At 66.4% G+C, this 23,444-nt stretch carries 32 protein-coding genes; all 32 read right to left on the reverse strand.

The features are described from left to right. Nucleotides 1-44 precede the first annotated feature (44 nt). The 32 genes from rpmJ to rpsL all read right to left on the reverse strand — a co-directional run bounded on the left by rpmJ (nucleotide 45) and on the right by rpsL (nucleotide 23,064). The gene (gene rpmJ / locus AB5J56_RS18580; RefSeq protein ID WP_003998809.1) at nucleotides 45-158 is read right to left on the reverse strand and encodes a 50S ribosomal protein L36; all 114 of its coding nucleotides are present in this window, start codon (nucleotides 156-158) and stop codon (nucleotides 45-47) included. Nucleotides 159-217: 59 nt separating this feature from the next. Continuing rightward, complete coding sequence (infA, locus tag AB5J56_RS18585) at nucleotides 218-439, reverse strand: translation initiation factor IF-1 (protein WP_003948620.1); 222 nt, start codon at nucleotides 437-439, stop codon at nucleotides 218-220. Between the two features lie 375 nt (nucleotides 440-814). Continuing rightward, a complete protein-coding gene (gene map / locus AB5J56_RS18590) occupies nucleotides 815-1,651 on the reverse strand; it encodes a type I methionyl aminopeptidase (RefSeq protein WP_369233866.1) in 837 nt (278 codons plus the stop codon). A 134-nt stretch (nucleotides 1,652-1,785) separates the two neighbouring features. Further along, nucleotides 1,786-2,448, reverse strand: coding sequence for an adenylate kinase (locus tag AB5J56_RS18595; RefSeq protein ID WP_369233867.1), 663 nt, complete (start codon nucleotides 2,446-2,448; stop codon nucleotides 1,786-1,788). Next, nucleotides 2,448-3,761 carry a preprotein translocase subunit SecY gene (gene secY, locus AB5J56_RS18600; RefSeq protein WP_369233868.1) on the reverse strand — a complete coding sequence of 438 codons (1,314 nt, stop codon included), beginning with the start codon at nucleotides 3,759-3,761 and terminating at the stop codon, nucleotides 2,448-2,450. The genes AB5J56_RS18595 and secY overlap by 1 nt, the downstream gene beginning before the upstream one ends. A gap of 249 nt (nucleotides 3,762-4,010) precedes the next feature. Further along, entirely contained in the window at nucleotides 4,011-4,466 is a 456-nt protein-coding gene (gene rplO, locus AB5J56_RS18605; RefSeq protein WP_369233869.1) for a 50S ribosomal protein L15, read from the reverse strand. A 2-nt stretch (nucleotides 4,467-4,468) separates the two neighbouring features. Beyond that, nucleotides 4,469-4,651 (reverse strand): 50S ribosomal protein L30, encoded by a 183-nt coding sequence (rpmD, locus tag AB5J56_RS18610; protein WP_055553514.1) that lies wholly within the window; start codon nucleotides 4,649-4,651, stop codon nucleotides 4,469-4,471. Further along, on the reverse strand, nucleotides 4,651-5,256 hold the full coding sequence (gene rpsE / locus AB5J56_RS18615; RefSeq protein ID WP_006376045.1) for a 30S ribosomal protein S5: 606 nt from the start codon (nucleotides 5,254-5,256) through the stop codon (nucleotides 4,651-4,653). The genes rpmD and rpsE overlap by 1 nt, the downstream gene beginning before the upstream one ends. Before the next feature lie 40 nt (nucleotides 5,257-5,296). Further along, entirely contained in the window at nucleotides 5,297-5,680 is a 384-nt protein-coding gene (gene rplR / locus AB5J56_RS18620; RefSeq protein ID WP_010986354.1) for a 50S ribosomal protein L18, read from the reverse strand. 3 nt (nucleotides 5,681-5,683) lie between these two features. Continuing rightward, complete coding sequence (rplF, locus tag AB5J56_RS18625) at nucleotides 5,684-6,223, reverse strand: 50S ribosomal protein L6 (protein WP_369233870.1); 540 nt, start codon at nucleotides 6,221-6,223, stop codon at nucleotides 5,684-5,686. Between the two features lie 24 nt (nucleotides 6,224-6,247). Further along, complete coding sequence (rpsH, locus tag AB5J56_RS18630) at nucleotides 6,248-6,646, reverse strand: 30S ribosomal protein S8 (protein WP_055614920.1); 399 nt, start codon at nucleotides 6,644-6,646, stop codon at nucleotides 6,248-6,250. A 211-nt stretch (nucleotides 6,647-6,857) separates the two neighbouring features. Continuing rightward, nucleotides 6,858-7,043 carry a type Z 30S ribosomal protein S14 gene (locus AB5J56_RS18635; protein ID WP_003948630.1) on the reverse strand — a complete coding sequence of 62 codons (186 nt, stop codon included), beginning with the start codon at nucleotides 7,041-7,043 and terminating at the stop codon, nucleotides 6,858-6,860. A gap of 5 nt (nucleotides 7,044-7,048) precedes the next feature. Next, on the reverse strand, nucleotides 7,049-7,606 hold the full coding sequence (rplE, locus tag AB5J56_RS18640) for a 50S ribosomal protein L5 (protein ID WP_037626984.1): 558 nt from the start codon (nucleotides 7,604-7,606) through the stop codon (nucleotides 7,049-7,051). Further along, nucleotides 7,606-7,929 (reverse strand): 50S ribosomal protein L24, encoded by a 324-nt coding sequence (rplX, locus tag AB5J56_RS18645; protein ID WP_356131400.1) that lies wholly within the window; start codon nucleotides 7,927-7,929, stop codon nucleotides 7,606-7,608. The genes rplE and rplX overlap by 1 nt, the downstream gene beginning before the upstream one ends. Before the next feature lie 2 nt (nucleotides 7,930-7,931). Then, nucleotides 7,932-8,300 carry a 50S ribosomal protein L14 gene (rplN, locus tag AB5J56_RS18650; protein ID WP_003998823.1) on the reverse strand — a complete coding sequence of 123 codons (369 nt, stop codon included), beginning with the start codon at nucleotides 8,298-8,300 and terminating at the stop codon, nucleotides 7,932-7,934. Between the two features lie 108 nt (nucleotides 8,301-8,408). Continuing rightward, nucleotides 8,409-8,696: a 30S ribosomal protein S17 gene (gene rpsQ, locus AB5J56_RS18655; RefSeq protein ID WP_356131397.1), complete on the reverse strand. Its 288-nt coding sequence runs from the start codon at nucleotides 8,694-8,696 to the stop codon at nucleotides 8,409-8,411. Then, a complete protein-coding gene (gene rpmC / locus AB5J56_RS18660; RefSeq protein WP_005481220.1) occupies nucleotides 8,696-8,920 on the reverse strand; it encodes a 50S ribosomal protein L29 in 225 nt (74 codons plus the stop codon). Before rpmC ends, rpsQ begins: the two co-directional genes overlap by 1 nt. Further along, a complete protein-coding gene (rplP, locus tag AB5J56_RS18665; protein WP_010986348.1) occupies nucleotides 8,920-9,339 on the reverse strand; it encodes a 50S ribosomal protein L16 in 420 nt (139 codons plus the stop codon). The genes rpmC and rplP overlap by 1 nt, the downstream gene beginning before the upstream one ends. 5 nt (nucleotides 9,340-9,344) lie before the next feature. After that, on the reverse strand, nucleotides 9,345-10,196 hold the full coding sequence (gene rpsC, locus AB5J56_RS18670; protein WP_093627312.1) for a 30S ribosomal protein S3: 852 nt from the start codon (nucleotides 10,194-10,196) through the stop codon (nucleotides 9,345-9,347). Next, nucleotides 10,196-10,543 (reverse strand): 50S ribosomal protein L22, encoded by a 348-nt coding sequence (gene rplV, locus AB5J56_RS18675; protein WP_016645177.1) that lies wholly within the window; start codon nucleotides 10,541-10,543, stop codon nucleotides 10,196-10,198. The genes rpsC and rplV overlap by 1 nt, the downstream gene beginning before the upstream one ends. A 42-nt stretch (nucleotides 10,544-10,585) precedes the next feature. After that, the gene (gene rpsS / locus AB5J56_RS18680) at nucleotides 10,586-10,867 is read right to left on the reverse strand and encodes a 30S ribosomal protein S19 (RefSeq protein WP_024755409.1); all 282 of its coding nucleotides are present in this window, start codon (nucleotides 10,865-10,867) and stop codon (nucleotides 10,586-10,588) included. A gap of 12 nt (nucleotides 10,868-10,879) precedes the next feature. Next, entirely contained in the window at nucleotides 10,880-11,716 is an 837-nt protein-coding gene (gene rplB, locus AB5J56_RS18685; RefSeq protein WP_369233871.1) for a 50S ribosomal protein L2, read from the reverse strand. A gap of 39 nt (nucleotides 11,717-11,755) precedes the next feature. Then, nucleotides 11,756-12,172, reverse strand: a complete 417-nt coding sequence (rplW, locus tag AB5J56_RS18690) for a 50S ribosomal protein L23 (RefSeq protein WP_359858164.1) — start codon at nucleotides 12,170-12,172, stop codon at nucleotides 11,756-11,758. Beyond that, entirely contained in the window at nucleotides 12,172-12,828 is a 657-nt protein-coding gene (gene rplD / locus AB5J56_RS18695) for a 50S ribosomal protein L4 (RefSeq protein ID WP_369233872.1), read from the reverse strand. The genes rplW and rplD overlap by 1 nt, the downstream gene beginning before the upstream one ends. Before the next feature lie 5 nt (nucleotides 12,829-12,833). Beyond that, nucleotides 12,834-13,478 carry a 50S ribosomal protein L3 gene (rplC, locus tag AB5J56_RS18700; protein ID WP_261705325.1) on the reverse strand — a complete coding sequence of 215 codons (645 nt, stop codon included), beginning with the start codon at nucleotides 13,476-13,478 and terminating at the stop codon, nucleotides 12,834-12,836. Nucleotides 13,479-13,495: 17 nt separating this feature from the next. After that, nucleotides 13,496-13,804 carry a 30S ribosomal protein S10 gene (gene rpsJ, locus AB5J56_RS18705; protein ID WP_003948644.1) on the reverse strand — a complete coding sequence of 103 codons (309 nt, stop codon included), beginning with the start codon at nucleotides 13,802-13,804 and terminating at the stop codon, nucleotides 13,496-13,498. A gap of 534 nt (nucleotides 13,805-14,338) precedes the next feature. Continuing rightward, nucleotides 14,339-15,397, reverse strand: coding sequence for an endo-1,4-beta-xylanase (locus AB5J56_RS18710; protein WP_369233873.1), 1,059 nt, complete (start codon nucleotides 15,395-15,397; stop codon nucleotides 14,339-14,341). Nucleotides 15,398-15,445: 48 nt separating this feature from the next. Further along, on the reverse strand, nucleotides 15,446-18,415 hold the full coding sequence (locus AB5J56_RS18715) for a glycosyl hydrolase 115 family protein (RefSeq protein ID WP_369242638.1): 2,970 nt from the start codon (nucleotides 18,413-18,415) through the stop codon (nucleotides 15,446-15,448). Nucleotides 18,416-18,686: 271 nt separating this feature from the next. After that, nucleotides 18,687-19,880: an elongation factor Tu gene (gene tuf, locus AB5J56_RS18720; protein WP_369233874.1), complete on the reverse strand. Its 1,194-nt coding sequence runs from the start codon at nucleotides 19,878-19,880 to the stop codon at nucleotides 18,687-18,689. Between the two features lie 170 nt (nucleotides 19,881-20,050). Beyond that, the gene (fusA, locus tag AB5J56_RS18725) at nucleotides 20,051-22,180 is read right to left on the reverse strand and encodes an elongation factor G (protein WP_369233875.1); all 2,130 of its coding nucleotides are present in this window, start codon (nucleotides 22,178-22,180) and stop codon (nucleotides 20,051-20,053) included. A 39-nt stretch (nucleotides 22,181-22,219) separates the two neighbouring features. After that, entirely contained in the window at nucleotides 22,220-22,690 is a 471-nt protein-coding gene (gene rpsG / locus AB5J56_RS18730; protein ID WP_055597737.1) for a 30S ribosomal protein S7, read from the reverse strand. A gap of 2 nt (nucleotides 22,691-22,692) precedes the next feature. After that, nucleotides 22,693-23,064 (reverse strand): 30S ribosomal protein S12, encoded by a 372-nt coding sequence (gene rpsL, locus AB5J56_RS18735; RefSeq protein WP_003948652.1) that lies wholly within the window; start codon nucleotides 23,062-23,064, stop codon nucleotides 22,693-22,695. Nucleotides 23,065-23,444 lie beyond the last annotated feature (380 nt).

Here is a 23,444-nt window from a genome sequence, read left to right on the forward strand (position 1 = left end):
TGCGTCGCGCGAAGTTCTGCGGGTGCAGAAGGTGCGGTCGTGCGTCAGCCCTGGCGCTGCTTGTGGCGCGGGTTTTCGCAGATGACCATGACCCGGCCGTGACGGCGGATCACCCTGCACTTGTCGCAGATCTTCTTGACGCTCGGCTTGACCTTCATTGGGTGAGGTTCTCCGGGTCAGTGCCCACCACCCCGCCGGAGCGGGATACAGGCAAGATCTACTTGTACCGGTAGACGATCCGGCCACGCGTGAGGTCGTACGGAGACAGCTCCACCACGACCCGGTCGTCAGGGAGGATGCGGATGTAGTGCATACGCATCTTGCCGCTGATGTGTGCCAGAACCTGGTGGCCGTTCTGGAGCTCAACCTTGAACATTGCGTTCGGAAGAGACTCGACGACAGTGCCCTCGATCTCGATGGCACCTTGCTTCTTGGCCACGCTTCGCCCTTCGAATCGACTACCTTGATCGACTCCGTACGAGCGCATGCAGGCATGCGGGTGCACGAGAGCCGACGAGTCAGTCTACGTCAGGCCTCTCGGAAAGACGAATCGAGGAAGGATGCCCGCCAACGTAGATCATTAAGCCAGGGGGTCCGGCACAGCCGTGATCCCCGGATCAGGCCAGCGGATCCGGCGCAGCCGTGATCCCCAGCTCCGCCAGCTTCGCCCTGCCGCCGGCCCCAGCCCCAAACGCCCCTCTCGCGGGCTCGGCGCCAGGGGCGCCTCACAAGCTTCGAGCGGCTGCGCCGGCCTCCGACCGGCGGTCGGGGCTCAGGTCGTCACCGGCGGGAAGAGCCCGGCACTCGCCCTGGATCAGGCCAGCGGATCCGGCGCAGCCGTGATCCCCAGCTCCGCCAGCTTCGCCTTGCCGCCGTCGGGGGCCGTCAGGACGAGCGGGCCCTCCTCCGTGAGGGCCACCGAGTGCTCCCAGTGGGAGGACCAGGTGCCGTCGGTGGTGATGACCGTCCAGTCGTCGTCGAGGACCTCGGTCCTCGGGGTGCCCAGGGAGACCATGGGCTCGATGGCGAGGCAGAAGCCGGGGACCAGCTTGGGGCCCTTGCCGCGCTTGCGCTCGACGTAGTTCAGGAGATGCGGGTCCATGTGCATCTCGGTGCCGATGCCGTGGCCGCCGTAGTCCTCGATGATTCCGTACTTGCCGCCGCCGGGCTTGGGCTGGCGGCGGATGTACGTCTCGATGGCGCGGGAGACGTCGACGAGGCGGTTGCCCAGCTTCATCGCCGCGATGCCGGCCCACATCGACTCCTCGGTCACCCGGGAGAGCTCGACCAGCTCCGGAGCGTGACCCGTGCCGACGAAGGCGGTGAACGCGGCGTCGCCGTGCCAGCCGTCGATGATCGCGCCGGCGTCGATGGAGATGACGTCGCCGTCCTTGAGGACGGTCTTGTCGTCGGGGATGCCGTGTACGACGACCTCGTTGACCGAGGTGCAGATGGTGGCCGGGAAGCCGCCGTAGCCAAGGAAGTTCGGCTTGGCGCCGTGCTCGGCGAGGACCTTGCGGGCGACCTCGTCCAGATCCTTCGTGGTGGCGCCGGGAACCGCCGCCGCACCCGTGGCCGCGTGTACCGCGGCGACGACCAGTCCCGCCTCACGCATCTTGGCGATCTGCTCGGGGCTCTTGATCTGCACCATGGGCGCCTGCGCTCTCCGTCTTCTCCGTCAACCGGCGCGAGCGTCTCCGTCGACCACCGGTCCGTACACAGTTACGTACACAACACTAAGGCCGCGGCGCCCCCGAAGGGCACCGCGGCCGAAGCAGCTGACGACTACTTGTCGTCGTCCTCACGCTTGAGCGCCTCCATGGCGCGCCCCGTGACCTCGTCGACCTTGCCGAGAGCCGAGATCGTGACCACCAGGCCCTGGGCCTTGTAGTAGTCGATGATCGGCTCGGTCTGGCTGTGGTAGACCTCCAGGCGCTTGCGCACCGTGTCCTCGGAGTCGTCGTCACGCTGGTACAGCTCGCCGCCGCAGACGTCGCAGACGCCCGGGGCCTTCGGCTGCTTGTACTCCACGTGGAAGACGTGGCTCGAGTCCTTGCGGCAGATGCGGCGGCCCGCGATGCGCCTGACGACTTCGTCCTCGGGGACCTCGAGATCCAGGACCGCGTCCAGCTTCATGCCCTCGGTCTTCAGCATCTCGTCCAGCGCCTCGGCCTGCGAGACGTTGCGAGGGAAGCCGTCGAGCAGGAAGCCGTTCTCGGCGTCCGGCGCCTCCATGCGGTCCTTGGCCATCCCGATGGTGACCTCGTCCGGCACCAGGTTGCCGGCGTCCATAAACGCCTTCGCCTGCTTGCCCAGCTCCGTGCCCTGGCTGATGTTGGCGCGGAAGAGGTCGCCCGTCGAGATGTGCGGGATCGACAGGTTCTGGGCGAGGAACGCGGCCTGCGTTCCCTTGCCGGCACCGGGCGGCCCGACGAGGACGATTCGCATCAGCGGAGGAACCCTTCGTAATTGCGCTGCTGAAGCTGGCTCTCGATCTGCTTCACCGTCTCGAGACCCACACCCACGATGATCAGGATGCTGGTCCCACCGAACGGGAAGTTGCCACTTGCGTTGAACCCGACCAACGCCATTGTCGGTACGAGAGCGATCAGACCCAGATACAGCGACCCCGGCCAAGTGATCCTGTTGAGCACGTAACTCAGGTACTCAGCGGTCGGTCGGCCAGCCCGGATGCCCGGGATGAAGCCACCATACTTCTTCATGTTGTCGGCGACTTCCTCGGGGTTGAACGAGATCGCCACATAGAAGAACGCGAAGAACACGATGAGCAAAAAGTACATGGTGATGTAAATCGGGTGGTCGCCCTTGGTCAGATTCTGCTGAACCCACGTTTTCCAGCCCGAGTTGTCCTTGGAGAACTGGGCGATCAACGCCGGGATGTAGAGCAGCGACGACGCGAAGATGACGGGAATCACACCCGCCTGATTCACCTTCAACGGGATGTAGGTGGACGTACCGCCGTAGGACCGGCGGCCGATCATGCGCTTCGCGTACTGGACCGGAATGCGGCGCTGAGCCTGCTCGACGAAGACCACCAGGCCGACCATCACAAGACCGACGGCGATGACCGTGCCGAACTCGATCCAGCCGCCGGCGAGGGTGCCCTGCTTCTTGATGGTCCACAGCGCGGACGGGAACGTCGCGGCGATCGAGATGAACATCAGGATCGACATGCCGTTGCCGATGCCGCGGTCGGTGATGAGCTCACCGAGCCACATCACGACGGCCGTACCGGCGGTCATGGTGACGACCATGGTGATGGTCGTGAAGATCGACTGGTCCGGCACGATCTGGTTGCCGACGGGGCAGGAGCCGAAGAGCGCGCCGCTGCGGGCGGTGGCCACCAGGCCGGTGCCCTGCAGGATGGCCAGCGCCACCGTCAGATAGCGGGTGTACTGCGTGATTTTCGCCGTGCCGGCCTGACCCTCCTTCTTGAGGGCCTCCAGTCGCGGGATCACCACCGTCAGCAGCTGCAGGATGATGCTCGCCGTGATGTACGGCATGATGCCGAGCGCGAAGATCGTGATCTGCAGCAGGGCGCCGCCGCTGAACATGTTGACGAGACCGAACAGGCCCTGGTTGCCCTTGGCCACGTCGATGCACGTCTGGACGTTCTTGTAGTCGACGCCAGGGATCGGGATGTGGGTACCCACGCGGTACACCACGATCACGCCGAGTGTGAAGAGCAGCTTCTTGCGCAGGTCGGGCGTCCTGAACGCCCGGGCGAACGCGGTGAGCACGGTGCCTCCTGCGACCCCCGCGCAAGTGCGTCAGAGGTGACGGTCTTGAGGTTCGACGGATACGTACACAACAGATAACTAACAGCCAAGCGCCACCCGGAGTTCCGCTTGGACACAGCGGGCGGAAATTAGCAGTGCAGGCCACCTTACCGGCGACACCGCCCCCCTTGGAACGACCAACCGGGGATGCCCCTTTTGTGGGGCATCCCCGGCTGGGAATCGCTCATGTCATCGAGACGCCTGAAGTGATCAGACGAGCTCGGTGACCGTACCGCCGGCGGCGGTGATCTTCTCCTTGGCGGAGCCGGAGACGGCGTCAACCGTCACCTGCAGCGCCACGGTGATCTCGCCCTGGCCCAGGACCTTGACGAGGCTGTTCTTGCGAACGGCACCCTTGGCGACCAGGCCCTCGACGGTGACCTCGCCACCCTCGGGGTAGAGCGAGGCGAGCTTGTCCAGGTTCACGACCTGGAACTCGACCTTGAAGGGGTTCTTGAAGCCCTTGAGCTTCGGGAGACGCATGTGGAGGGGCATCTGGCCACCCTCGAAGCGCTCCGGAACCTGGTAACGAGCCTTCGTGCCCTTGGTACCACGACCGGCCGTCTTACCCTTCGACGCCTCACCGCGACCCACACGGGTCTTCGCGGTCTTGGCGCCCGGGGCGGGACGGAGGTTGTGGATCTTGAGCGGGTTGTTCTCCGCCATGATCAGTCGACCTCCTCGACCGTCACGAGGTGGCGGACGGTGTGCACCATTCCGCGGAACTCGGGACGATCCTCCTTGACGACCTGCGTGTTGATGCCCTTGAGACCAAGGGAGCGCAGGGTGTCACGGTGGTTCTGCTTGCTGCCGATGTACGACTTCGTCTGCGTGACCTTGAGGCGAGCCATTACGCACCCGCCCCAGCACGCGCACGAAGCAGAGCCGCGGGGGCGACGTCCTCGAGGGGCAGACCACGGCGAGCCGCGATCTCCTCGGGACGCTGCAGGCCCTTGAGGGCCGCCACGGTCGCGTGCACGATGTTGATCGCGTTGGACGAGCCGAGCGACTTCGACAGGATGTCGTGAACGCCGGCGCACTCGAGCACTGCACGCACCGGGCCACCGGCGATAACGCCGGTACCGGGGGAAGCAGGCTTGAGCAGGACGACGCCCGCGGCCTTCTCGCCCGTGATCGGGTGCGGGATGGTGCCCTGGATACGGGGAACCTTGAAGAAGTGCTTCTTGGCCTCTTCAACACCCTTGGCGATCGCGGCCGGCACCTCCTTGGCCTTGCCGTAACCGACACCCACGGTGCCATCGCCATCGCCTACCACGACCAGCGCGGTGAAGCTGAAGCGACGACCACCCTTCACAACCTTGGCGACGCGGTTGATCGCGACAACGCGCTCAACGTACGCGGTCTTCTCGGCGGCAGCAGCGCCGCCGTCACGGCCCTTCCGGTCCCGCCGCTCGCCGCCACCGGCACCGCTTCCACGGCGCTGGGGTCCAGCCATTGGATTACCTCTCTCTGTTTCCGCTAGCTACGGAAGCGACTCAGAACTTGAGTCCGGCTTCGCGGGCGGCGTCCGCCAGGGCAGCAATGCGCCCGGCGTACTGGTTACCACCACGGTCGAATACGACAGCCTCGACACCGGCAGCCTTGGCGCGCTCGGCGACCAGGGCGCCGACCGACTTGGCCTGCGCGGACTTGTCGGACTCGCCACCGCGGATCGTGGTGTCCAGGGTCGACGCCGACGCGAGGGTGTGACCCTTAACGTCGTCGATGACCTGGGCCACGATGTGACGGTTGGAGCGCGTCACGACCAGACGCGGACGCTCAGCCGTACCCGAGATGTGCTTGCGGATCCGGATGTGGCGACGCTTGATGGCAGCACGCTTGTAAGCGTCGCCCTTAGCAATCTTGACACCGTATGCCATGGCTTACTTACCCGCCTTTCCGACCTTGCGGCGGATGACTTCGCCTTCGTACTTGACGCCCTTGGCCTTGTACGGGTCGGGCTTGCGCAGCTTGCGGATGTTGGCCGCAACCTCTCCGACCTTCTGCTTGTCGATGCCCTCGACCGAGAAACGGGTCGGGTTCTCCACCTTGAAGGTGATGCCCTCGGGGGCCTCGACAGTGATCGAGTGGCTGTAGCCGAGCGAGAACTCCAGGTTGGAGCCCTTCGCCAGGACGCGGTAACCGACACCGCTGATCTCGAGCTTCTTCACGTAACCCTGGGTCACGCCGGTGATCATGTTCGCCACCAGCGTGCGGGACAGGCCGTGCAGGGCCTTGTTCTGACGCTCGTCGTTGGGGCGGGTGACGTTCAGAACGCCGTCCTCACCCTTGGCGACCTCGATCGGCGCCGCGACGGTGTGGGAAAGAGCGCCCTTGGGGCCCTTCACCTGGACCGTACGGCCGTCGATGGTGACGTCCACGCCGGCGGGAACCGTGATGGGGAGCTTGCCAATACGCGACATAGCTGTTTCCTCCGTTCCCTTCCGCTACCAGACGTAGGCGAGAACTTCTCCGCCTACGCCCTTCTTGCCGGCCTGCTTGTCAGTGAGGAGCCCGTGGGACGTGGAGATGATCGCCACGCCGAGGCCACCCAGCACCTTGGGCAGGGAGGTGGACTTCGCGTACACGCGCAGACCCGGCTTCGAGATCCGCTTGATGCCCGCGATGGAGCGCTCACGGTTCGGGCCGAACTTCAGCTCGAGGACGAGCTTCTTGCCGACCTCGGCGTCCTCGACCTTCCAGCCGGTGATGAAGCCCTCCTGCTGGAGGATCTCCGCGATGTGCGACTTGATCTTGCTGTGCGGCATCGCGACATCGTCGTGGTACGCCGAGTTCGCGTTACGCAGACGCGTAAGCATGTCCGCGATGGGATCAGTCATGGTCATGAATTGGCCTTCGGCCTCTCTCGCCGGGGTTTCCTGTATGCGCCATCCCTCTCCCCACTCAGTGGCGGGACGGGTGCGGTGCGGGGACCTACGGCGTAGTAAGTCGATTGGGGCGGCAGGCGCCCAACCCCCCTAGCCTAAGCCATGGAGGGGTGGGCGCCTTACCGAGCCCTTTACTTACCGAGAGTCCTGGAATCCCTTGTTACGGGGACTACCAGGAGCTCTTGGTCACGCCCGGCAGCTCGCCACGGTGAGCCATCTCACGAAGGCACACGCGGCACAGGCCGAACTTGCGGTACACGGAGTGCGGACGGCCGCAGCGCTGGCAGCGCGTGTAGCCACGAACGCCGAACTTGGGCTTACGAGCAGCCTTGGCAATCAGAGCCTTCTTCGCCATCTCGCTTACGCCTCCTTGAAGGGGAAGCCGAGGTGACGGAGAAGGGCGCGGCCCTCAGCGTCGTTGGTCGCCGTGGTGACCACGGTGATGTCCATGCCCCGGGTACGGTCGATCTTGTCCTGGTCGATCTCGTGGAACATGACCTGCTCCGTGAGACCGAAGGTGTAGTTGCCACGGCCGTCGAACTGCTTGGGGGACAGACCACGGAAGTCGCGGATGCGCGGAAGCGCGAGCGACAGGGTGCGGTCCAGGAACTCCCACATGCGGTCGCCACGGAGCGTGACGTGGGCACCGATCGGCTGACCCTCACGCAGCTTGAACTGCGCGATGGACTTGCGGGCCTTGGTGATGGCCGGCTTCTGACCGGTGATCGTGGTCAGGTCACGGACGGCACCGTCCATGAGCTTCGAGTCACGGGCGGCGTCGCCGACACCCATGTTGACCACGATCTTCACGAGGCCCGGCGTCTGCATGACGTTCTCGTAGGAGAACTCTTCCTGCAGCTTCGCCGCGATCTCCTCGCGGTACTTCGTCTTGAGACGCGGAGTGGTGGTGGTAGCCATCAGATGTCCTCACCCGTCCGCTTGGCAACGCGAACCTTGTTGCCCTCATCGTCGAAGCGGTAACCGACACGCGTGACGACCTTGTTGCCGTCCTTCTCCACGACGAGCTGAACGTTGCTCACGTGAACAGGGGCTTCGGTCGTGACGATGCCACCGGCCTGCGAACCACCAGCGGTGGGACCGGCCTTGGTGTGCTTCTTGACCCGGTTGACACCCTCGACCAGGACGCGGTCCTCGCGGGGGTAGGCCGCGATGACCTTGCCCTGCTTGCCCTTGTCCTTACCGGTGATGACCTGAACCAGGTCGCCCTTCTTGATCTTCATGCTTACAGCACCTCCGGCGCGAGCGAGATGATCTTCATGAACTTCTTCTCGCGCAGCTCTCGGCCGACCGGGCCGAAGATGCGGGTGCCGCGAGGGTCGCCGTCGTTCTTCAGAATGACGGCGGCGTTCTCGTCGAAGCGGATGTACGAGCCGTCCGGACGGCGGCGCTCCTTGACGGTGCGAACGATGACCGCCTTGACGACGTCACCCTTCTTCACGTTGCCGCCGGGGATCGCGTCCTTGACGGTGGCGACGATGACGTCACCGATGCCCGCGTAGCGGCGACCGGAGCCACCGAGCACACGGATGCAAAGGATTTCCTTCGCACCAGTGTTGTCGGCGACACGGAGTCGCGACTCCTGCTGGATCACGTCTATCTCCTGATCGTCTGCCGGTTCCCCGAAGGGGCTGCCTCACAGGGAGGCAAGCCCCTTCGGAGCCTGGCGGAACTGTCCTGCGAGGAATGCCCCGCAGGAGATTTACTTGGCCTTTTCGAGGATCTCGACGATGCGCCAGCGCTTGCTCGCCGACAGCGGACGCGTCTCCATGATGAGGACGCGGTCGCCGACGCCGGCAGCGTTCTGCTCGTCGTGCGCCTTGAGCTTGTTCGTACGGCGGATGACCTTGCCGTACAGCGCGTGCTTGACGCGGTCCTCGACGGCGACGACGACGGTCTTGTCCATCTTGTCGCTGACGACCAGACCCTCACGGGTCTTGCGGAAGCCGCGAGCGGCCTTCGTCTCTTCAGTCACGTTGCTCTCGCTCATCAGGCGCTCTCCACCGTCTCGATGCCCAGCTCGCGCTCACGCATCAGGGTGTAGATCCGCGCGATGTCCTTACGGACGGCCTTCAGCCGACCGTGGTTCTCGAGCTGACCCGTCGCCGCCTGGAAGCGGAGGTTGAACAGCTCTTCCTTGGCTTCGCGGAGCTTGTTGAGAAGCTCCTCGTCACCCAGTTCGCGCAGCTCGGACGCCTTGGTACCGGCCGACATCACGCTTCACCTGCCTCGCGCTTGACGATCCGGCACTTCATCGGCAGCTTGTGGGCTGCGCGAGTGAGGGCCTCACGAGCGATCTTCTCGTTGGGGTAGGACAGTTCGAACATGACCCGGCCCGGGTGCACGTTCGCGATCCACCACTCCGGAGAACCCTTACCGGAACCCATGCGGGTCTCGGCAGGCTTCTTCGTCAGCGGGCGGTCCGGGTAGATGTTGATCCAGACCTTGCCGCCACGCTTGATGTGGCGGGTCATCGCGATACGAGCGGCCTCGATCTGGCGGTTCGTCACGTACGCCGGCGTGAGGGCCTGAATGCCGTACTCGCCGAACGAAACCTGCGTACCGCCCTTGGCCTGACCACGGCGCTTCGGGTGGTGCTGCTTGCGGTGCTTGACCCTACGGGGGATCAGCATTTCGGTCAGGCCTCCGTTCCGGTGCTCTCAGCCGGAGCGGCAGCGGCGGCGGGAGCGTCGGCCTTGGGGGCCTCGGCAGCCGGCGCGGACTGCTGCTGCGGCTTGCGGCCGCGGCCGCCACGCTCGCCACCGCGGCCACCGCCGCGGGCCGGGCGGTCGCCGCCCGGGCCGCCACCACGGGCCGGGCGGTTACCCGCACGGGCCGCAGCGTTCTCGGCGCGGACCTCGGCGATGTTCTTGACGTCGCCCTTGTAGATCCAGACCTTCACACCGATACGGCCGAAGGTCGTCTTGGCCTCGAAGAAGCCGTAGTCCACGTTCGCGCGGAGCGTGTGCAGCGGCACACGGCCCTCGCGGTAGAACTCCGAACGGGACATCTCGGCGCCGCCGAGACGGCCACCGCACTGGATCTTGATGCCCTTGGCGCCGGCCTTCATGGCGGACTGCATGCTCTTGCGCATGGCCCGACGGAAGGAGACGCGGGAGGACAGCTGCTCGGCAACGGCCTGAGCAACCAGCTGAGCGTCCGTCTCGGGGTTCTTGACCTCGAGGATGTTCAGCTGGACCTGCTTGCCCGTGAGCTTCTCGAGGTCACCGCGGATGCGGTCGGCCTCGGCGCCACGGCGGCCGATGACGATGCCGGGACGCGCGGTGTGGATGTCCACCCGCACGCGGTCACGGGTGCGCTCGATCTCAACCTTCGAGATGCCGGCGCGCTCCATGCCGGACGTCATCATCCGACGGATGGCGACGTCTTCCTTGACGTAGTCCTTGTACAGCTTGTCGGCGTACCACCGGGACTTGAAGTCCGTGGTGATGCCGAGCCGGAACCCATGCGGGTTAACCTTCTGGCCCATTACCGGGTTCCTTCCTTGCTGCTGACGACCACGGTGATGTGGCTGGTCCGCTTACGGATCCGGTAGGCACGGCCCTGAGCACGCGGACGGAACCGCTTCAGGGTCGGACCCTCATCCACGTACGCCTCGCTGATGACCAGCGAAGAGGCGTCACTGTGGTCGTAGTTGTGCGCGGCGTTGGCAATGGCGCTGTCAAGCACCTTGCCGACCGGCACGCTCGCGGCCTGCGGGGCGAAACGCAGGACCGCCTGAGCCTCCGTGGCATCCATGCCACGGATAAGGTCCACCACGCGGCGGGCCTTCATGGGCGTAACGCGGATGTACCGCGCCTGGGCCCTGGCTTCCATGGTTGTCCTTCCAGTGTCTGTCATGGTCGATTCCACCCCGCGTTAGCGGCGCTTCGACTTCCGGTCGTCCTTCACGTGACCCCGGAAGGTGCGCGTCGGCGAGAACTCGCCGAGCTTGTGGCCGACCATCGACTCGGTGACAAACACCGGAATGTGGGTCTTGCCGTTGTGCACCGCGATCGTGTGGCCGAGCATGGCCGGGATGATCATCGAGCGACGGGACCAGGTCTTGATGACGTTCTTGGTACCGGCTTCGTTCTGTACGTCCACCTTCTTTACGAGGTGTCCGTCGACGAAGGGTCCCTTCTTGAGACTGCGCGGCATCTAAACCCGCTCCTAGCGCTTCTTGTTCGTCTTGCGGCGGCGGACGATGTACTTGCTCGATGCCTTCTTCGGCGAGCGAGTACGACCCTCCTTCTGACCCCACGGGGAGACCGGGTGGCGACCACCGGAGGTCTTGCCCTCACCACCACCGTGCGGGTGGTCAACCGGGTTCATCGCCACACCGCGGACGGACGGGCGAACGCCCTTCCAGCGCATGCGGCCGGCCTTGCCCCAGTTGATGTTGCTCTGCTCGGCGTTGCCGACCTCGCCGACCGTGGCGCGGCAGCGCTGGTCGACCAGGCGGATCTCACCGGAAGGCATGCGGAGGTGGGCCATGGTGCCCTCCTTCGCGAGCAGCTGCACCGAGGCACCGGCGGAGCGGGCGAACTTGGCGCCGCCACCGGGACGGATCTCGATCGCGTGGATCGTGGTACCGACCGGGATGTTGCGGAGCGCCAGGTTGTTGCCCGGCTTGATGTCGGCCCCGGGACCGTTCTCGACGCGGTCACCCTGCGACAGGTTGCGGGGGGCGAGGATGTAGCGCTTCTCGCCGTCCGCGTAGTGCAGCAGCGCGATGCGCGCGGTGCGGTTGGGGTCGTACTCGATGTGCGCGACCTTCGCCGGCACGCCGTCCTTGTCGTGACGACGGAAGTCGATCACTCGGTAGGCGCGCTTGTGTCCGCCACCCTGGTGGCGAACGGTCACACGACCGGCGTTGTTACGGCCGCCCTTGCTGTGCAGCGGGCGGACCAGCGACTTCTCCGGCGTGGACCGCGTGACCTCGACGAAGTCGGCGACGCTGGAGCCACGACGGCCCGGCGTAGTCGGCTTGTACTTGCGGATTCCCATTTCTCAGTCCTCGTCCGATATTCGGACCAGGGCGCTCCGTTAGGAGGCCTGGCCGAAGATGTCGATACGGTCGCCCTCAGCGAGGGTCACGATCGCGCGCTTGCTGTCCGCACGCTTACCGAAGCCGGTGCGAGTGCGCTTGCGCTTGCCCTGGCGGTTGATCGTGTTGACCCCGGTGACCTTGACCGAGAAGACCGCCTGGACGGCCTCCTTGATCTGCGTCTTGTTGGAGCCCGGCGCGACGATGAAGGTGTACTTGCCCTCGTCGAGAAGCGCGTAGCTCTTCTCCGAGACAACCGGCTTGAGCAGCACGTCACGGGGGTCCGTGAAGGACTTGCTCAGCGGGGTCTCGACGGTGTTCTTGCCCTCGGTGGCGTGGCGCTTCGCCTTGGCGACGCGCGCGGCCTTGGCGGCCTTGGCCGCCTTGGAGGCAATGCTCGGGTGACGCGTAGCCATCAGGCTTCGCTCCCTTCGGTGTCAGCGGCCTTGGGGCCAGACACGAAGGACTCGAAAGCGGCCTGGGTGAAGACCACGTCGTCCGAGACGAGAACGTCGTACGTGTTCAGCTGGCCCGGCTCCAGGATGTGGACCTGGGGCAGGTTGCGCGCGGAAAGCAGCGCGGCCTCGTCGGAGCGCTCGATGACCAGGAGCACGTTCTTGCGCTCGCTGACCTTGCCGAGGAAGCTCTTCGCGGCCTTGGTGGAGGGGGTCTCGCCCTCGATCACGCCGGTGATGACGTGGATGCGAGCGTTGCGGGCCCGGTCGGTGAGGGCGTGGCGCAGGGCCGCGGCCTTCATCTTCTTCGGGGTCCGCTGCGAGTAGTCGCGCGGGGTGGGGCCGTGGACGACGCCACCGCCGGCGAACTGCGGCGCACGGGTCGAGCCCTGACGGGCGCGGCCGGTGCCCTTCTGGCGGTAAGGCTTGCGGCCACCACCGCGGACCTCGCCACGACGCTTGACCTTGTGCGTGCCCTGACGGGCAGCGGCCAGCTGTGCGACGACGACCTGGTGAAGCAGCGGAACGCTGATCTTCTCTACGTCGAAGATCTCGGCCGGGAGCTCAACGGTCCCGGCGGTGTCGCCGGAGGGCGACAGAATGTCAATGGTGCTCATAGTCCTCAGGCCCCCTTGGCCGCGGTACGGACCAGGACGAGGCCGCCGTTCGGACCGGGGATGGCTCCCTTGATGAGGAGCAGTCCCTTCTCCGCGTCAACAGCGTGAACGGTCAGGTTCTGGGTGGTGACCCGCTCGTTGCCCATGCGGCCCGCCATGCGGACGCCCTTGAACACACGGCCGGGGGTGGCACAGCCACCGATGGAGCCGGGAGAGCGGTGCTTGCGCTGGACACCGTGGCCGGCGCCGAGGCCCTTGAAGTTGTGACGCTTCATGACACCGGCGAAGCCCTTGCCCTTGCTCTTGCCGGTCACGTCCACCTTGATGCCGGCCTCGAACACCTCAGCGGTGATCTCCTGGCCGAGGGTGTACTCGCTGGCGTCAGCGGTACGGATCTCGACAAGGTGGCGGCGGGGAGTGACGTCGGCCTTGGCGAAGTGACCCTTGAGGGGCTTGTTCACCTTGCGCGGGTCGATCTCGCCGAAGGCGATCTGGACCGACTCGTAGCCGTCGGAGTCATTCGTACGGACCTGGGTCACGACGTTCGGGCCGGCCTTGACGACGGTGACGGGAACAACACGGTTGTTCTCGTCCCACACCTGCGTCATGCCGAGCTTCTCGCCGAGGATGCCCTTGATCTGCTTAGCCATTCTCAGATCACCGATCCCTAGAGCTTGATCTCGATGTCGACACCGGCCGGGAGGTCGAGTCGCATCAGAGAGTCAACGGTCTTGGGCGTGGGGTCGAGGATGTCGATGAGGCGCTTGTGCGTGCGCATCTCGAAGTGCTCGCGAGAGTCCTTGTACTTGTGCGGCGACTTGATGACGCAGTACACGTTCTTCTCAGTGGGCAGCGGCACCGGGCCCGCGACCGACGCACCAGTGCGGGTCACCGTCTCGACGATCTTCTTCGCCGAGGAGTCGATGACCTCGTGGTCGTAGGCCTTGAGCCGGATGCGGATCTTCTGTCCCGCCATGGCTACTCAGTAGTCCTTTGTCTAGTGAAACGCTCTGGAACCCGGGGGTTCGCGTCCCCTTCCTCCGACCCACGCGGTCGGGTGTGTCGCGCTCCTGCCGCAGAAAGACCCCTAAAGGATTTCCCTACGAGGGACGCGGCCCGCCCGAAAGCAACCGCAGGACCGGGGGCTGGAACACCCACCGGGTGCCTGGCCTGCACCCCGCTGACACTTCCCGAAAGATTCCCGTACGTCCGCCCCAGCGCTGCCTTACGGCAGTTGAGGCGACGAGTACTGTGGGACTCGCTTCCGGTCCTCCCGACGGGAGGCGCGCAGCATCGGCACTCGACCGAGCAACCCCGCTAGTCTGCCATACAGCACAGGGACCTGGCCAATCGAGCCGAGGATCGTACCCCGAGAGTGACGCACCTCAAACCCACCCCCGCCCCCTCCCCCTGGACATCGAGGTGGAAGTGGCAGCTTTCGGCGGCTCGGCAAGCACGAGACCCCGGGCCGCGGCGGACCCGGGGTGCCGAAATGTTCCAGTTGCCCAGCTCAGCGGCCTTCCGACAGGGCCTCCGCCAGGGCCGTGTAGGCCGGCTTCTTCGCGTAGGCCTCGTCCAGGGGTGTCGCCGCGCCCTGGCCCGTGAAGACGCCCGGGACCCAGGAGTACTTGTCCGTGAAGCCCCAGACGGTGAACGACTTGCAGCTGCGGGTGCCGAGGCAGGCGTCGAGGAGGCCGCGGAAGTAGGTCGCCTGCTTCGCGAGCTTCTCGGCGTCGGCCGGCAGGATCATCCGTACGTCGACCTCCGTGAAGGCGGTCTGCATGCCCAGGTCGGCGAAGCGGGCCAGGTTCTCGGACACGTCGCCCGGGAAGCCGTACTGAATGCCCAAGTGGCCCTGGATGCCGAAGCCTTGGACGGGGACCTTCTCCGCGCGCAGCTTCTTCGCCAGCTCGTAGTAGGCCGTGGACTTCGCGTTGACGCCCTCCACGTTGTAGTCGTTCAGGAAGAGCTTCGCCTTCGGGTCGGCGGCGTGGGCCCAGCGGAACGCGTCGGCGATGTAGGAGGGGCCCAGCTTCTGCAGCCAGAGGGAGTCCCGCAGCGAACCGTCGTCGTTGAAGACCTCGTTGACCACGTCCCACTGATAGATCCGGCCCTTGAAGTGGCCGACCTCGGCGGTGATGTGTCTGTGCAGGATGCCGCGCAGCTCCGCCGCGTCGATCGAGCCGTCCGCCACGCCCGTCGTCAGCCAGGCCGGCAGCTGGTTGTGCCAGAGCAGCGTGTGGCCGCGTACGGCCTGGCCGTGGGCGCGGGCGAAGCGCACGAGCTCGTCCGCCTTCGACCAGTCGTAGGTCCCGCGCTGCGGCTCCACCGACTCCCACTTCATGACGTTCTCGGCCGTCAGCGAGCTGAACTCGCGCGCGGTCGTACGGCGGTACGCCGTGTCGTCGGCCAGCGCCGTCATGTCCACCGCGGTGCCGATGCGCAGGTCCGCCCGGTCGGCGAGGGCCCGTAGCGGGGGCTCGTGCGCCGAGGCCGGCTGCGCGGCCGTGACCAGCAGGGTCGCGCTCAGCAGGACGGCGGCGGCTGCGGGCATGCGGAAGTGCTTCATGGGGTGAGGTCCCTTCTCGTATCTACACGTACGGGGGTGCGGTGCGGGTCAGCGGATTCGGTGGCTCTCGGGCGGGCCCAGGTACGTCGGCCTCAGCCCTCCCGTGTCGATCACGAGCCGTTGCAGCACGACGGTCGGGTCGACCATCCAGAACGTCAGCCGGTGCGCGCCGGCGCGGGCGATGGCGTGCCGGGTGGACGTGACGTTGACGTTGTCCGACGTGTTGCGCGCCCACTGCGGGTTCATCAGACCGTCGTCCGCGCCCGTGGCCGCGTGGATGTCGACGGACTGCGGAACGTCGTCGTCGAAGGAGAGCGCGTAGCGCAGGCCGCCCGTGGGCAGCGCCGGGTTGCGCGGCGAGAGGTACGCCCAGACCGTGACCGGGCCGGGCTTCAGCAGGCTGACCTCGTACTCCAGCCGGGGCGAGCCCTTCCTGCCGGGGGTCTGGCGCGGGGCCGTGACGGGCCACGGCGTCATGCCCGCCCCGGTCCGCCCGATGCGGTCGATACGGCGCCAGGTGCCGACGGCCCGCGTGTGGTGCTCCGCGTCGACGGCCACGTACCCGTCCGCCTCCACGAAGCCGCGCAGGCCCCGCGGGGAGGTGTTCTCGGCGACGACCGGGACGGTGACGGACGTGCCCGCCCCGCGCACGGTGACCTCCGCCTCCGTACGACCGCCCGGCGCTTTCGACCAGTCCACCTTCGGTGTGACCCGCACCTGCTGGTCGACCCGGCCGCGCGGGACGTCGAGGGTGATCCAGGGCACTGAGGCCGCTACGCGGTAGTCGAACGGGGCGCGGCCCCGGTTGAAGACCTCGATGGACGGCGCGGGCCCGGTCCGGTACGGGCTCAGCGCCAGCACCGTCCCCTCCTCGGGCCCGCCGCCGACCGCCACGCCCAGCTCGGCCGCGGACGGCACGTCGATGCGTTCGACCGCGGGGAAGAGGACGTCCGGCAGGGCCACGTTGTTGCGCTCCGGCTGCTGCCACGGCGCGTTCGGGCCGTACCGCTCGACATCGCCGTAGTCGATGTGCGGCTGGGTCTGGAAGCCGCGCCACTTGCCGCCCGCCACCTGGGAGTTGAAGCGATCGGCGAACGCGAAGTCCCGCTGCAGAGCCGCCTCCGCCACGGCCGCCAGGTCGTTCGTCGCCGCCCGGCCCTGCGCCGCGTAGCGCAGGTTGGTGAACTCGGCCTCCCGCAGCGCGTACACGTTCGCGGTCGCCAGCACCTCGTACCCGACCAGCTCGTACCACGCGTCCTGGGCCCCGGCCGGCAGCCGCTTCCCGATCCGCTCCGCGTCCTTCGCCAGCCCCCGCCACTCCTCCGTGACCTGCTCCAGCTCGCGCCCGTAGAAGGGCGTGGCCTGGTCGTCGTACACGACCTGCGAACCGGCGAGCGTGATACGGCGGTTGAGCAGCTCGGGCTTGCGGCGCGACTGGAGCTGCCCGTACGTCGCCAGTACGCCGGCGATCGCCTGCGCCTGCGCCGCGCCGAAGTGCTGCCGGGCGTACCGCTGCTCCCAGGCCGGGATGTCGTCCACGTCCAGGCGCCCGGGGTCCCAGGCGTAGTCCATGAAGAACTGGGTCGGCAGCTCGTTCCCCTTGAGGTCGCCGACGTTCACCATCCACAGCCCGTGGTTCCCGTACGCGTGGGCCTGGTGGAGCTGGTCCCAGAGGTTCGGCAGGGAGGTGGTGTCGACCCACTTGTAGTTGCGGCCGACGCCCACGTAGTCGAAGTGGTAGTACAGCCCGTAACCGCCCGGGCGCGGCGGCGCGGCGGGGTCCGGGTGCTTGCGGATGTTGCCCCAGTTGTCGTCGGTCAGTACGACGGTCACGTCGTCCGGCGCGCGCAGTCCGCGGTCCCAGTAGCGCTGGACCTCCTTGTAGAGGGTCCACACCTGCGGGATCTCGGCCAGGGGCCGGCCGGTGACCTCCTTGAGGATCCCGCGCTGCGTCTCGATGATCTCCCGCATCAGCTCGACGCCGTCGCCGTCCGGGAGGCTCGTGTCGCCGTTGCCGCGCATCCCGAGCGTGACGACGCCCTCGAAGTCCTGGTCGACCATGCGCCGGATGCCGTCGCGCCAGTACGCCTTGATGGCGTCGGCGTTACGGCGGAACGACCACTCCCCCGTACCGCCGTACGGGTCATGCCCGGGGGTCACGACCTCACCGTCGGCGTCCCGCACGGCCGGGACGGCGTGCCGGTTCCACTCCTCGATGCCGCGCATCATGGGCGCTTCATGGGACGTGCCCATGACAATCCCGTACTCCTTGGCGCGGGCATGGTTGTGGGGGTCGTCCTCGGCGAAGGCCCTCCCCCACACCGCGGGCCACAGGTAGTTCGCCTTGAGCCGCAGCAGGACTTCGAAGACGCGCGCGTAGAAGTCGGCGTTGAAGCCGCCGGGGAAGCCGGGTGCCTTGCCGGGGCCGAAGTACGCGGGCGCCCACGTCCCCAGCGCCGGGTTCTCGTCGTTGATGAAGACGCCCCGGTACTTCACGGCCGGCGTGCCCTGGCTGAACCGCCCCGGCCGCACGTACACCGCGTCCCGCCGCATCGGCGCCACGTCGTCCCACCAGTACCAGGGCGAGACCCCGATCCCGTACGACACGTCGTACGCCCCGAAGATCGTGCCGCGCGGATCGCTGCCCGCGACGACGAACGCCCGGTCCACCCCCGCCATGGGCCGCTCCACGACGGTCTGCAGTGAGGTCTCCCACCGGCCGCGCACTCCGGTGACGTCCAGCTTCCCGGAGGCGATCAGGCCGTCGATGAGCGGGCTGCGGCCGATGGTGCCGACGAGGACGACCTCACGCGCCAGGGCGTCACCGGGGCGCACGCCCGTGACCCGCTCGATGTCGTCGCGGAGGTCCCCGGCCACCCGTACGACTCCGGGGTGATCGTCCCGGCTGACCACGACCGGAGCGCCGATGAGGGAGAAGGCGCCCGCCTTCGGCGAGAAGGAGATGTACGCCCCGGGATCCGTCGCGCGCGAAGCGGCCGACGCGACCCCGGACAGCATCGGCAGCGCGACAAGCCCCGCACCCGCGCCCGCCCCCAGAACGGCCCTACGGCTGACGTACCCAGACATGGCACACCCCTCCACATGAATTTGCTCAGCGGCATGACAAATAGTGGAGGGAGGGGCCCCCGGGGGGAATGGGTCGTCACCGTCGAATAGTTTCGGAGCCGCTCGCCGACCTCCGGGAACAGCGAAAGGGCCCGTCCGACCGAAGTCGAACGGGCCCTTCCAGGTGCTCTTGAAGGAGCTACCAGGTCATGCGAGCGTCAAACTACTTGACGATCTTGACGACCTGGCCGGCGCCCACGGTCCGGCCACCCTCACGGATGGCGAACTTCAGGCCCTCTTCCATCGCGACAGGCTGGATGAGGTTGACGGTCATGGAGGTGTTGTCACCCGGCATGACCATCTCGGTGCCCTCGGGGAGGGTCACAACGCCCGTCACGTCCGTCGTACGGAAGTAGAACTGCGGACGGTAGTTGTTGAAGAACGGCGTGTGGCGGCCACCCTCGTCCTTGGACAGGATGTAGGCCTGCGCCTCGAACTCGGTGTGCGGCGTGACCGAGCCCGGCTTGATGATGACCTGGCCGCGCTCGACGTCCTCGCGCTTGATGCCACGGAGGAGCAGACCGACGTTCTCGCCCGCCTGGCCCTCGTCGAGCAGCTTGCGGAACATCTCGATGCCGGTGACCGTGGTGGTGGTCTTCTCGGTCTTGATACCGACGATGTCGACGGTCTCGTTGACCTTGAGGATGCCACGCTCGATACGACCGGTGACGACGGTGCCACGACCGGTGATCGTGAAGACGTCCTCGATCGGCATCAGGAACGGCTTGTCGACGTCGCGCTCGGGCTGCGGGATCGACTCGTCGACGGCGGCCATCAGGTTCAGGACCGACTGGCCCCACTCCTTGTCGCCCTCGAGCGCCTTGAGCGCCGAGACCTTGACGACCGGCAGGTCGTCGCCCGGGAACTCGTACTCGGAGAGGAGCTCACGAACCTCGAGCTCGACGAGCTCCAGGATCTCCTCGTCGTCCACCATGTCGGCCTTGTTCAGGGCGACAACGATGTACGGAACGCCGACCTGGCGGGCCAGGAGCACGTGCTCCTTGGTCTGCGGCATCGGGCCGTCGGTGGCGGCAACCACGAGGATCGCGCCGTCCATCTGCGCGGCACCCGTGATCATGTTCTTGATGTAGTCCGCGTGACCGGGGCAGTCGACGTGGGCGTAGTGACGCGTCTCCGTCTGGTACTCGACGTGCGCGATCGAGATCGTGATACCGCGCTGGCGCTCCTCAGGAGCCTTGTCGATCTGGTCGAAGGCCGAGGCCTCGTTCAGGTCCGGGTACGCGTCGTGCAGCACCTTGGTAATGGCGGCCGTGAGGGTCGTCTTACCGTGGTCGATGTGACCGATGGTGCCGATGTTGACGTGCGGCTTAGTCCGCTCGAACTTCGCCTTCGCCACTGGGTCCTCCTGTGGAGTGGTTCTGGTACGCCTTACTCATCGGCGCCAGGTGATCTTTGCTGGGATGCCGCCCGCCGGGGTTCTTCCCGGACCGGGACGATTTCTCGTCCCTGTGCCGGTTTGAGGCCCCGGCGGTCGGTGTCAAGCCTAAAGCGTGAAAACGGAGTGCGTTACTCGCCCTTGGCCTTCGCGATGATCTCCTCGGCGACGTTCCGGGGAACCTCGGCGTAGGAGTCGAACTGCATCGAGTAGCTTGCGCGACCCGAGGTCTTGCTGCGGAGGTCGCCGACGTAGCCGAACATCTCCGAGAGGGGCACGAGGCCCTTCACGAGGCGAGCGCCGTGACGCTCCTCCATGGCCTGGATCTGGCCACGGCGGGAGTTGATGTCACCGATGACATCGCCCATGGACTCCTCGGGCGTGGTGACCTCAACGGCCATCATCGGCTCGAGCAGAACGGGCGACGCCTTGCGCGCGGCCTCCTTGAAGGCCTGCGATCCGGCGATCTTGAAGGCGAGCTCCGAGGAGTCGACCTCGTGGTAGCCACCGTCGAGAAGAATGACGCGGACGCCCGTCATCTCGTAGCCCGCGAGGATGCCGAACTGCATGGCTTCCTGCGCACCCGCGTCGACCGAGGGGATGTACTCCCTCGGGATGCGGCCACCGGTGACCTTGTTCACGAACTCGTACGCCGGACCGTCGGCCTCGAGGATCGGCTCGATCGCGATCTGCACCTTGGCGAACTGACCGGTACCACCGGTCTGCTTCTTGTGGGTGTAGTCGTGACGCTCGACGGCCTTGCGGATCGTCTCGCGGTAAGCGACCTGCGGCTTGCCGACGTTGGCCTCGACCTTGAACTCGCGCTTCATACGGTCGACCAGCACCTCGAGGTGCAGCTCGCCCATACCACCGAGGATGGTCTGGCCGGTCTCTTCGTCCGAGTGAACGTGGAAGGAGGGGTCCTCCTCCGCGAGACTCTGGATGGCGACACCCAGCTTCTCCTGGTCACCCTTGGACTTGGGCTCGATGGCGACCTGGATGACCGGAGCCGGGAAGTCCATGGACTCCAGGATCACGGGTGCCTTGTCGTCACACAGCGTCTCACCGGTGGTGGTCTGCTTCAGGCCCATGACGGCGACGATGTCACCGGCGCCCACCGACTCGATCTCCTCACGCTTGTTCGCGTGCATACGGTAGATCTTGCCGATGCGCTCCTTCTTGCCCTTGACGGAGTTCAGCACCGAAGTGCCGGCCTCCAGGCGGCCCGAGTAAACCCGGACGAAGGTGAGCTTACCGAGGTGCGGGTCGCGCATGATCTTGAACGCGAGCGCGGACAGCGGCTCGTCCACCGACGGCTTGCGCTTGATCACGGTCTCCGGGTCCTTCACGTCGTGGCCCTCGATGGCCTCGACGTCAATCGGAGTCGGGAGGTAGCGCACGACCGCGTCGAGCAGGGGCTGGACGCCCTTGTTCTTGAACGCGGTGCCACAGAACACCGGGGTGACCGTGACGCCGTTGGACTTGCCGGACGCGATGGTGACGCGACGGATCGCGGCGTACAGCTGCTCCTCGGTGGGCTCCTGGCCCTCCAGGAACAGCTCCATGATCTCGTCGTCGTGCTCCGCGACGGTCTCGACCAGCTTGCCGCGGTACTCCTCGGCAGCCTCGGCGTGCGTGGCGGGGATGTCGATGACGTCGTACATCTCGCCCTTCTCCGCCTCGGCGGACCACACGAGCGCCTTCATGCGGACCAGGTCCACAACGCCCTTGAAGTCCATCTCGGCACCGATGGGCAGCTGCATGATGATCGGAACGGCGCCAAGCCGGTCCTTGATCATGTCCACGCAGCGGTGGAACTCCGCGCCGGTCCGGTCGAGCTTGTTCACGAAGCAGATGCGCGGCACGCCGTAACGGTCGGCCTGACGCCACACCGTCTCGGACTGCGGCTCAACACCGGCGACACCGTCGAACACGGTGACGGCACCGTCGAGGACGCGGAGCGAACGCTCCACCTCGACCGTGAAGTCCACGTGACCCGGGGTGTCGATGATGTTGATGGTGTAGTCGTTGTCCTCAAGCGGCCAGTGACAGGTGGTGGCAGCAGAGGTGATCGTGATGCCACGCTCCTGCTCCTGCTCCATCCAGTCCATGGTGGCAGCGCCGTCGTGGACTTCACCGATCTTGTAGCTGACGCCGGTGTAGAAGAGGATCCGCTCAGTGGTGGTCGTCTTACCCGCGTCGATGTGAGCCATGATCCCGATGTTGCGGACCTTGGCCAGGTCAAGTGAAGTGGTAGCCATAAGGCTTCAGTCTTCTCTCGGTCTCGATGTGGGCTGCGACTACCAGCGGTAGTGCGCGAAGGCCTTGTTGGACTCGGCCATCTTGTGGGTGTCCTCGCGCTTCTTGACGGCCGCACCGAGGCCGTTCGAAGCGTCGAGAAGCTCGTTGAGCAGACGCTCGGTCATGGTCTTCTCGCGACGGGCGCGGGAGTAACCGACGAGCCAGCGCAGCGCGAGCGTGTTGGCGCGACCGGGCTTGACCTCGATCGGCACCTGGTACGTCGCACCGCCGACTCGGCGGGACTTGACCTCGAGGGTCGGCTTGATGTTCTCCAGAGCGCGCTTCAGCGTGATGACCGGGTCGTTGCCCGTCTTCTCGCGAAGGCCCTCCATGGCGCCGTAGACGATGCGCTCGGCGGTGGAGCGCTTGCCGTTCATCAGCACCTTGTTGATGAGGGAGGTCACCAGAGGGGAACCGTAGACCGGGTCGATGATGACCGGGCGCTTCGGGGCGGGGCCCTTACGAGGCATTTCTACTTCTCCTTCTTGGCGCCGTAGCGGCTGCGGGCCTGCTTGCGGTTCTTGACACCCTGGGTGTCCAGGGAACCTCGGATGATCTTGTAGCGAACACCCGGCAGGTCCTTCACACGGCCACCACGCACGAGCACGATGGAGTGCTCCTGCAGGTTGTGTCCCTCACCCGGAATGTAAGCGGTGACCTCGATCCCGCTGGTCAGACGCACACGCGCGACCTTACGCAGGGCCGAGTTCGGCTTCTTCGGGGTGGTCGTGAACACACGCGTGCAGACGCCGCGACGCTGGGGCGAACCCTCGAGTGCGGGCGTCTTGTTCTTCTCGACCTTGTCCTGCCGGCCCTTCCGGACCAGCTGCTGGATCGTAGGCACTACTTCTCCGGTTTCTGTGTGCCGATGGTGAAGCTAACCTGGAACGTCGCCGACCCACGCGGTCGGGTGTGTCGAACCCGCGGACTCCCGCCGCGAGGCGAAAAGGGCGCAGATTGCGGTGGCCACTGACGGCTCCCTTGTGCGGTTGAAGGCACGCACGGGAGCCAGGGCACACCCCAGGCACAAGGTCTGAGCGTACCTACCGCATCCACTCCGGTCAAAACAAATGCCTGCGCGGGGGACACGCCGGGTTTCCCCGACCGCTTGTCTGGGCATCCACGCGACGGAAACGGCAGGCCACCGGGCCGTTCTGGACGTGTACGAGACCGCCGGGACGGGGCCCGGAGCCGGAGGAAGGCGCCCGCGGCCCTCACGCGGCG

It is taken from the genome of Streptomyces sp. R21, from assembly GCF_041051975.1.
Taxonomy (GTDB): domain Bacteria; phylum Actinomycetota; class Actinomycetes; order Streptomycetales; family Streptomycetaceae; genus Streptomyces.